This is a genomic window from Aureimonas endophytica, assembly GCF_014642635.1.
In the GTDB taxonomy this organism is placed as follows: domain Bacteria; phylum Pseudomonadota; class Alphaproteobacteria; order Rhizobiales; family Rhizobiaceae; genus Plantimonas; species Plantimonas endophytica.
Window position 1 is genome coordinate 119987 of record NZ_BMIQ01000010.1, and the last position, 9440, is coordinate 129426.

8 protein-coding genes are annotated in these 9440 nt (G+C 66.7%); all 8 read right to left on the reverse strand.

What is annotated here, in order from left to right; translation table 11 throughout:
- Positions 1–3: 3 nt before the first annotated feature.
- On the reverse strand, positions 4–855 hold the full coding sequence (locus tag IEY14_RS23530) for an ABC transporter permease (protein WP_188912903.1): 852 nt from the start codon (positions 853–855) through the stop codon (positions 4–6).
- Entirely contained in the window at positions 852–1700 is an 849-nt protein-coding gene (locus IEY14_RS23535) for an ABC transporter permease (RefSeq protein ID WP_188912906.1), read from the reverse strand. Before IEY14_RS23535 ends, IEY14_RS23530 begins: the two co-directional genes overlap by 4 nt.
- A gap of 33 nt (positions 1701–1733) precedes the next feature.
- Positions 1734–2825: a quaternary amine ABC transporter ATP-binding protein gene (locus tag IEY14_RS23540; protein ID WP_188912943.1), complete on the reverse strand. Its 1092-nt coding sequence runs from the start codon at positions 2823–2825 to the stop codon at positions 1734–1736.
- 89 nt (positions 2826–2914) lie between these two features.
- The gene (locus tag IEY14_RS23545; RefSeq protein WP_188912908.1) at positions 2915–3769 is read right to left on the reverse strand and encodes a glycine betaine ABC transporter substrate-binding protein; all 855 of its coding nucleotides are present in this window, start codon (positions 3767–3769) and stop codon (positions 2915–2917) included.
- Positions 3770–3816: 47 nt separating this feature from the next.
- Positions 3817–5163 carry an NAD(P)/FAD-dependent oxidoreductase gene (locus tag IEY14_RS23550; RefSeq protein WP_188912910.1) on the reverse strand — a complete coding sequence of 449 codons (1347 nt, stop codon included), beginning with the start codon at positions 5161–5163 and terminating at the stop codon, positions 3817–3819.
- Entirely contained in the window at positions 5160–6680 is a 1521-nt protein-coding gene (locus IEY14_RS23555) for an aldehyde dehydrogenase (protein WP_188912912.1), read from the reverse strand. The genes IEY14_RS23550 and IEY14_RS23555 overlap by 4 nt, the downstream gene beginning before the upstream one ends.
- A gap of 3 nt (positions 6681–6683) precedes the next feature.
- On the reverse strand, positions 6684–7589 hold the full coding sequence (locus tag IEY14_RS23560) for a dihydrodipicolinate synthase family protein (protein WP_188912915.1): 906 nt from the start codon (positions 7587–7589) through the stop codon (positions 6684–6686).
- A 605-nt stretch (positions 7590–8194) separates the two neighbouring features.
- On the reverse strand, positions 8195–8926 hold the full coding sequence (locus IEY14_RS23565) for a GntR family transcriptional regulator (RefSeq protein ID WP_210318564.1): 732 nt from the start codon (positions 8924–8926) through the stop codon (positions 8195–8197).
- Between the last annotated feature and the right edge of the window lie 514 nt (positions 8927–9440).

The window sequence follows — 9440 nt, forward strand, 5'->3', positions numbered from 1 at the left end:
ATTTCAGGCGAGACCGCGGCGCGGCGAGCGGTCGAGGGCGGCGCGCGACAGGCGGTCGAGGAGGAGGGCGACGGCGACGATCGAGAGGCCCGCCCGCAGTCCGATGCCGATCTCCATGCGGGTCAGGCCGCGCGTCACCTCGGCTCCGAGGCCCCCGGCTCCGACGAGCCCGGCGAGGACCACGATGGCGAGCGACAGGAGGATGCACTGGTTGAGGCCGACGAGGAGCGTGGGCTTGGCCAGCGGCAGCTCGATCTTCCAGAGGACGGTCGAGCGTGGCGCGCCGAGCGCGTCGCCGAGCTCCTGGAAGTTCTTCGGCACCTGCTTCAGCGCCAGCGTAGTGAGGCGCAGCATCGGCGGCACGCCGTAGACGACGGTCGCGATGAGGGCCGGCACGCGTCCGAGGCTGAAGATCATCACGGCGGGAATCAGGTAGATCCAGGGCGGCACGGTCTGCATGACGTCGAGAACCGGACGGAAGGCGGCTTCGACCTTCGGTCGCCGGGCGGCGAAAACGCCGAGCGGGAACGCGATGGCGACGGAGGCGGTAACGGCGACGAGCACCAGGGCGATGGTCTGGAGCGACGCCGCCCAGAGGTTCATCGCCCAGCAGAAGCCGAGCGTCGCGATGGCGAGCAGCGCGACACGCCAGTTGGCCAGAACGAACGCCATTGCGGCAACCACCCCGATCAGGCCCCAGGCCGGCAGCAGCGTCAGCACCCAGAGAACGGCGCCCAGCACGCCTTCGACCCCGGCCGAGATGACAGCGAAGAACCCATGGAAGTTGGTGTTGAGCCAGGAGAACACCGGGGCGATGTAGGAGCCCGGCGAGAGGGTGAAGCCGATCCCGTTCATGCGACGGCTTCCTTCTGCTTCCGGACGGCGCCTTCGGTGATCCGGTCGAGCACCATGGTGAGGATGACGATGGCGATGCCGCCGTCGATCGACTTGCCGATGTCGAGCGTGCGGACCGCGTCGTAGATCGTGGCGCCGAGGCCCCCGGAGCCGACGATGCCGGCAATGACCACCATACCGAAGGCCATCATCAGGCACTGGTTCACGCCCGCCATGATGCTTGGCATGGCGAATGGCAGGCGGATCTTGGCGAAGAGATCGAAGGATGTGGTGCCGCTGGCCCGCCCGAGCTCCAGAAAGTTGAGCGGCGTCTGGCGGATGCCGAGCGCGGTCAGGCGCAGGGCCGGGGGAACGGCCACGATGACCGTTGCAGCCAGCGCCGTCGCCGGACCGAAGCCGAGTAGCGCGATCGCCGGCAGGAGGTAGATGTAGGGCGGCAGGGTCTGGATCATGTCGAGGACGGGCGTCAGCGCATCGTTCAGCCGCGGGTTGTAGCCGGCGAGGATTCCGGCGGGGATGGCGATCGCCAGCGCCAGGAGGCTGGCCGATAGAACGAGAGCGAGCGTCGCCATCGTCTCCGGCCAGAGGCCCATGACCGCACAGACAACGAGGCCGATCGCGGCGGCGGCGCCGAAACGGGTGCCGACCGTTCGCCAGCCGACGAGGCCAACCAGTGCTGCGACGGCCCAGAAGGGCAGCGCCGCGAGGCACCATTCGACGCTCTCGTAGACACCGTCCAGTACCGCCCGCAGTCCGTCGAAGAGCCCGGTCGCATTGTCCTGAAGCCAGATCAGGCCATCGTCGACGGCCGTGTCGAAGGATTGGGTGAGTTGCCTGAGGTCCATGCCCGTGCGCCTCCGGTTCGAACTTGCGGGCGCCTAGAGCGCCATGGCCTCGTTGAGGTCCTTGCCCTTCACACCCTGGAGAAGGCTGCGGAGCGTGACGACGCCGACGAGCGCTCCCGCGTCGTGCACGGCTATCGCTTCGCGTCGCTCGTCGAGGACGATCCGGATCAGCGCTTCGACGTCGGCCTCGGCGCTCGCGGTCGGCAGCGTGCCGACGTCGATGTCCGGGCGGGCGCCGCGGAAGGCATCCACGGAATGCATCATCGAGTGCGCCTTCACGAGGTGAAGGCGCGAGATGCCGGCGACGAAATCGGCGACGTAGTCGTCGGCCGGATTGAGGACGATCTCTTCGGCTGTGCCGACCTGGACGATCGCGCCGTCCTTCATGATGGCGATGCGGTCACCGACGCGGATCGCCTCGTCGAGGTCGTGGGTGATGAAGATCGCGGACTTGCCGAGGTTCTTCGAGAGCTGGCGGAACTCGTCCTGCAACTGGCGGCGGATCAGCGGGTCGAGCGCTGAGAACGGCTCGTCCATCAGGATGATCTCGGGGTCCGCGGCGAGGGCCCTGGCAAGACCGACGCGCTGCTGCATGCCGCCCGACAGTTCGCGGGGAAAACGGTCCGCCCAGTCGGCGAGGCCGACCTTGGCGAGCGCCGCGCGGGCGGCGTCGAGACGGGTGGGCTTGTCGACCTTCCGCACCTCGAGTCCGAAGGCGGCGTTCTCCAGCACGTTTCGCTCCGGCAGGAGGGCGACATTCTGAAACACCATGCCGACGTGCTTTGCGCGGACCTCGCGGAGCTGCGCCTCGGTCATCTTGGCGATATCCGTGCCGCGGACTAGGATCTGCCCGAGGCTCGGCTCGATCAGGCGGTTGAAAAGGCGGATCAGCGTCGACTTGCCCGATCCCGACAGGCCCATGATGCAGAAGATCTCGCCCTTTTCCAACGTGAGGCTGACGTCGGCGACGCCGACGACGCAGCCGAACTCCTTGAGCACCTCGGTCTTGCCGATGCCGCGCTCGGAGATGGCGCGGATCGCTTTCTCGGCCCTCGTTCCGAATACTTTCCAAACCGAGCGGCAGTCGATGAGCGGAGGCGCGCTCCGGGCTTCGGATCGAGTCATCGGGGACACCACTTGCAGCATCGCGTCGCTCCTTTCTCGGAGAAGCAGCGGATTCGGCGCGCTCCAACCGGGCGCGCCGAACGGCGGCATCACTTCTTGATGTTGGTCCAACGCTTGATCAGGTCGTCATGGCTGGACACCCAGTCGGCCACGGCTTGGTCCATCGTCTTGCCGTCTTTCACCTCGCCGTTGATCGCGGTGATGTCGGCGAGCGGCACGTAGATGCTGGCCATCAGCTCACGGGCGTGCGGATGGGACTCGGAAAAGCCGGCCTTGCCGATCCAGTAGTAGGACTGCGGCGGCGGGAAGACGCCCTTGTCGTCCTTCAGCCACTTGATGTCGTATTTCTGGGCCATCCAGGACGGCTCCCAGAGCGTCACGGCGATCCAGTCCTTGCGCTCCGTGGCGGACTGGAGCGCCGCGGTCATCGCGGCCGTCGAGCCCTCGACGAGTTGGAGGTTGAGACCGTATTCGGAGACCGCGTTGGCTGCATCCTTCATCAGGCCCGAACCCGGCTCGATGCCGACGATCTTGCCCCCGAACTTGTCGGCGTTGGCGTTCAGTTCCTCCATCGTGTCGATGGTGACGTATTTCGGGACCGCGATCGCCTGAAACAGGCCATGCGAGACCGGGGAGATCTTCTCCAGGCGGCTCTTGTTGCGGTTCCAGTAATCCTGCGCGACGTAGTCGGTCTGCGAGGCCATCACCTCGGTGTCGCCTTTGACGAGTGCCGCGTAGGCGATGCCCCATTCGGAGAAGGGCGTGACCTCGACCTTATAGCCGGCCTTCTCGAGGACGGCCTTGGTGATGCCGGTGATCGGCGTCAGGTCTTCCCAGGACATGGTGCCGATCTTGATGGTCTTATCCTCCTCGGCGTGACCAGGTATGACGACCATTCCAAGGATCGCGATCGCGCCGAGCGCTGCCGTAATCGTGCTCTTCATTTGTTTGACCTTTCCTGTTGGAGAGACTGCCATTTCCACTGCGCGGATCAGCCTTCCCGGCCGGCGCGCAATTCCTGCCATCGGATGACCGAGTTGATGCCGACGAAGGCGAGCGGCGCAGGCGGCAAGCGCTTGGGCGCCGCCTGGCCGACGAACTCGTCCAGCGTCGCCGAGCGCGTGCCCGTCGCGAGATCCACCGCCAGCATCCCAGCGAGAGTGCTCTTCACCGTGCCGAGGCCGTTCTCGCAGCAGGCCGAGAAGAGGTCCTCCTCGACCTCGCCGAAGGCCGGCACGTGGTTGAGGCTGAGGCAGAGGCGCCCCGCCCAACTGAACTCGAACGGAAGACCGCCGAGATGCGGGAACCGTCGATCGAAGGAATGCCGCTGCTCGCCCGCGATCTTCGCGACGCGCTCCGGCGAGACCTTGATGCCGGGATCGAAGGTGAAGCGGGTGCGGATCACGACCCGCTCCTGCCCGTCGGCGGTGATCTTGCGCACCGTCGCCCCCATCGGGTCGGCTGGCAGAAGCCCCCAGGCTGGCGCCCCCGTGCGCCCGGCGCCCGCCTCGTCCGCACCGATTCCCTTGGTCATCGAGGCGTAGGTGAAGACGTGCATCAGCCGGCCGGTGAAGAAGCCGAAATCCTCTATGTGTCCGTTCACCGCAAGGATGACCTTGGGCGCCCGGACGGTGCCCTTCGGCGTGCGCGCCGCCCAGAGTTTCCCCTCGCGCCGAAGACCGGTGACGGGCGAGTTCTCGAAGATCTCGACCTTCGGGCGCAGCGAAGTGGCGAGCGTGCGGATGTAGCGGGCGGGCTGGATCATCACCGCGCCGGGCGTATGGAGACCGCCCGTGTAGTAGTCGGAGCCGGTCAGCTCGCGCATCGCTCGCGCGTCGAGCCGCTCGAACGGCTCGCCCATGCGTTCCAGCGAGCGGGCGAAGTCGGAGTTCAGCTTCTCGCCACGGGCCGTCGAGGCCGCGTTGGTCTTGCCGCTCGGGTTGAAGACCGCAAGGGGCATGTCGCATTCACGGGCGGCCTGCGTCGCGAAGTCGATCGCCAAACGGTTATGCGCGATCTCGCGGCGCGACTCCTCGGCGTCGCCCGGCGAATATTCGCCGGAGGCCAGATTGTGCGGCAGGTCGATCATGAAGCCGGAATTGCGGCCGGCCGGACCCTCGGCGACCTCTCGAGCGTCGAGGACGACGATGCTCTCTCCGGGACGCTGCTGGGTCAGCCGGCGGGCCGCGGACAGGCCCGCGAATCCGGCGCCGACCACCAGCCAGTCGGCATGGCGGTCTCCGTCGAGGGACTGCATCGGGGCGAGGCGCCGGCTGAGGGCCAGCCAGCCCGAAGCCCCCGTATCGACTGGCAGCCGCCGGACCGCCCGCTCGCTCACCGCACCGTCTCGTCGACGGAGCGGTCGGACGTGTCGATCCAGATCGTCTTCAGCTCGGTATACTGGTCGTGGGCGAAGACCGACTTGTCGCGCCCGCCGAAGCCGGACTCCTTGTAGCCGCCGAAGGGCGTCGTGATGTCGCCCTCGCCGAAGCAGTTGACCGTCACGGTGCCGGCCCGGATCTCGCGCGCCACCTTCAGCGCCCGCTTCAGGCTCGCCGTATAGACCGAGGCGGCGAGGCCGTAGCGCGTGTCGTTGGCGAGCGCGACGGCTTCGCCGACGCTGCGGAAGGTCGTGACGGCCAGCACCGGGCCGAACACCTCCTCGCGGAAGAGGGTGCTGTCGGCCTTGACGCCCGACACCAGCGTGGGCTCGACGAAGGCGCCCTTATCCGTCTTGCCGCCGGCCTCGACCGTCTGCTTCTCCGACAGCACGCCGTCGAGATAGGACTTCACCTTGGCGCAGTGCTCCTGGCTGACCAGCGCGCCGACGCGGTTCGTCGGATCGAGCGGGTCCCCCATGCGCCACTCGCGCATATAGGCCTTGATCCGGGCGACGAGGTCGTCGGCGACGTCGGCATGAACGATCAGGCGCGACGTGGCCGAGCAGTTCTCGCCCATGTTCCAGAAGGCGCCGAGGGTCACTTGCTCGGCGACGAGGTCGAGGTCCTCAGCGTCGTCGAAGACCACGGCCGGATTCTTGCCGCCGCATTCGAGGACGATGCGCTTCAAGTTGGAGTCGGCGGCGTAGCGCAGGAACAGCTTGCCCGTTTCGGTGGAGCCGGTGAAGCTCACCATGTCGATGTCGGGATGAAGGCCGATGGCCTGGCCGGCGTCCCGGCCGCCGCCTGTCACGATGTTGAGGACACCGGCGGGCACGCCGGCCTCGAAGGCGAGTTCCGCCAGCCGGATCGCCGTCAGCGATGTCTCCTTCGCGGGCTTGACGATTACCGAGCAGCCGGAAGCGAGCGCCGGGCCGATCTTCCACGCCATCATCAGGAGCGGGAAGTTCCAGGGCAGCACGCAGCCGACGACGCCGATCGGCTCGCGCACGACGAGGGCCGTGACGGTGTTGGTGCTCGTCGGGGCGGTATGGTCGTAGATCTTGTCGATCAGCTCGGCATGCCAGCGGATCGTGTGGATCGTCTCCGGCACGTCGATCGTCTGGCACTCGGCGACGGGCTTGCCGCTGTCGAGGCTCTCGAGGACCGCGAGCTCATGCCGGTTGCGCTCGAGGAGCTTGGCGAAGGCGAGAAGGACGCGCTTGCGCTCGTTCGGAGACTGGTGGCGCCAGCGGCCGTCCTCGAACGCCTCGCGCGCTTTCCGAACCGCGAAGTCGACGTCGGACGCGTCGCAGGCCGCGATCTCGGCGAGCGTCTCGCCCGTGGCAGGGTTCGTGCTCTTGAACGTCTTGCCCGACGCCGCGGGGCGGGCGGCTCCGTCGATGAAGGCATTGGTCGGGAAGGCGAGGCCCTTGGCGATGGACTTGTACTCGCCGGCCGTCAGAAGGTCGCTCATGGTTCAGGTCCTTGAGGTGATGGCGGCGATCGTGCGCTTGACGGTGGCGACGACGGTCTCGAGGCTGCGCTTGTCCTCGCCGTTCAGCGGCCGCAGCGGCGCGCGCACGTCTCCGACATCGAGTCCTTCGAGCTCGCAGCCGTACTTGATGCACTGGACGAACTTGCCGCCGTTCTCGAGCACGGCCATCAGCGGCAGCATCGCCATCATGATCGCGCGGCCCTTGGTGAAGTCCTTCTCGAGGACGCAGGCCTCGTAGAGCGCGATGTGCTCCTTCGGGAGGAAGTTCGAGCCGCCGCAGACCCAGCTCTTCGAGCCCCAGGCGAAGAATTCGAGCGCCTGATCGTCCATGCCGCAGGACATCTCGATATGCGGATAGTTGCGGGCGAGGAGATGGATGCGGTTGACGTCGCCCGAACTCTCCTTGATCGCCTGGAAATTCTTGGAGCGGCCGACGCGGGACAGGAAGGTCTCGCCCATCATGACCCCGGTGCGGCCGGGATAGTTGTAGAGCATGATCGGCAGGTCTGCGGCGCGGTCGATGGTCAGCGCATGGACGGCGTTCTCCAGCTCGGTCGGCAGCGCGTAAGGCGGCGAGGCGACGAGAAGGGCGTCGGCACCGATCTCCCTTGCGTGCTTGGCGTAGGCGACGGAGTCCTCGGTGCGGGTCGCGCCGGTGCCGATGATCAGCGCCGTGCGGCCCTTCACGAGGTCCACCGCGAACTCGGCGAGCTCGCGACGCTCCTCGGTCGATTGGGCGTAATACTCGCCCGTCGAGCCGCCGACGATGATGCCGTGCACGCCCGCCGACACGAGATGGTCGATGACGGCGGCGAAGCCGTCGCGGTTGATCGAGCCGTCCTTGGCGAAGGGCGTGACCGCCGGGGTGTAGATGCCTTCGAACTTCACGGTGTCGCTTCCATGGATGTCGCCGCCTTGCGTTGCGAGGTGGAATTGCGCGTGACAGGGCGCCTCGCCGGACCTGGCCGCCGCTGCCCTCGTGGCAGCGCCGCATGCGCAAGGTCTCCGTCGTCACGCCATTCCGGTCGGCCGGCCGGGGCCGGGCGAGATCTTCGATTTCGAGAGGTGTGCAGCAGTCGGCAGAGACCCGGAGTCAGCCGGGCCGAGCCGCTATTTCGCTTGTCGAAGGCCTCCCGTCCCTCTCGAAGCATGACCTGACGATGTCATGGGAAAACACCGTCGTCAACAATTTATGTATTCTAGAAATGCACAATCTGTCGTACAAACAATGCGCAATTGCTCATTCGAGCGGCGGTGCCGGACGGCATTCGACCTCGCCCGCATCCGCGACGACGCGTGGCCGGCCTGGTGAGCCTGATGGGCGGGCTTGGAATCGGGGAGGGGGGACACCGGGCAGCGCAGCATGAGAGGCGCCGTCGCTTCCATAAGGCACGTCGCATCACCCGCGCGGCGGCGTTTCTCTCGTCACGCCCCCGACGGTCCATGGGCGCGTCGGCCGCGGCAGCCCGACCGCGTCGGGCCGGCGCTCGCGTTCAGGCAGCGCGCTTGGGCTTGGGAGATTTCTTGGGCTTCTCGCCCGTCAGGTTGGCCATGGCGTCGGAATGAATGCCCTTGGGCGAGATGAAGGCCTCCATGTTCCATCGCGACAGCGACCAGTGGTCGAACACGAGGCGCACAAAGCCCGATTCGTCGCGCTCCTCGAGGGCGGCGATCATCTCGTCGTGGTGCTGGCAGGAGCGCGCGAGGCTCGTCTCCATCTCATCACTCGTGGGGCGAAAAAAGGTATAGCCGATCCGCGCGTGGTCGATCAGGAGCTTGCTGAGCGTCGGCTTCAGGAAGGCGCTGTTCGCCATCTCGCCGACCAGCGCATGGAAGCGCGTGTTCTCCATCACCATGATCTCGGGCTCGCGTGCCTTCACCGCCGCGCGGAACCGCTCCTGGCATTCCTTGAGTTCGCCCATCTGCTTCGGCCGCCAGTTCTGTACGGCGAGGCGCCCGACCGCCTCGTAGATCATCGGCGCGACGAGGAAGAAGTCGCGCAAGGTGGCGTGGTTCATAGGGATTACGCGGGCACCACGGTTCTCGCGAATGTCGACATATCCCTCCCCGGAGAGCTGGCGAAGGACGTCGCGCACGGGCGTGCGGGAGATGCCGTACTCTTCGCTGAGGCTGAGCTCGTCGAGGTCCTCGTCGGGCGCCAGTTCGAGCGTCAGGATGCGACGCTTCAACGTTTCGTAGAGAGCCGTCTTCCCCTTCATAGCGATCCCTGTCGTGCCGATCTGTCCGATGGGACAGATATCGGGCCTCTTCTTCGAACCGTGCTGCCGAGGAGAATGGTACAGTTATTATGCGCAGTGTGTACAGCGTTTCGCAACGGTTGTTCGGAGGAGGCGTCCCGGCGTGGCGTTCCTTCATGGATCGCCGACATCCGCCGAGCCGAACCGGAGACCGCCGTGGGCGCGCTTGGTGATTCCTGCGCGCGAGTTCGAGGTCGTTCTTGGCCTGGCGCGGCCATGGTTCGGAATGTCCCGACGAAGCGGCCCGCACCGAGCCCGGCAACACGGGGTAGGGATGCCGGCATGTCGGCGGTTCGCTCGTACGAAACTTCACAGCCAGACGATCACACCCAGCTGGGCGCAGCCGCGTCCCTGCTCATGCGGCACCCGGCCGGACTTCGCGCATTCCGCTGGGGCAACAGCGAGGATCGGCTTCAGCATTCCGGCAGGTTTACCGCAAGGCCGCCGAGGCTGGTTTCCTTATAGCGGTGGTCCATGTCGC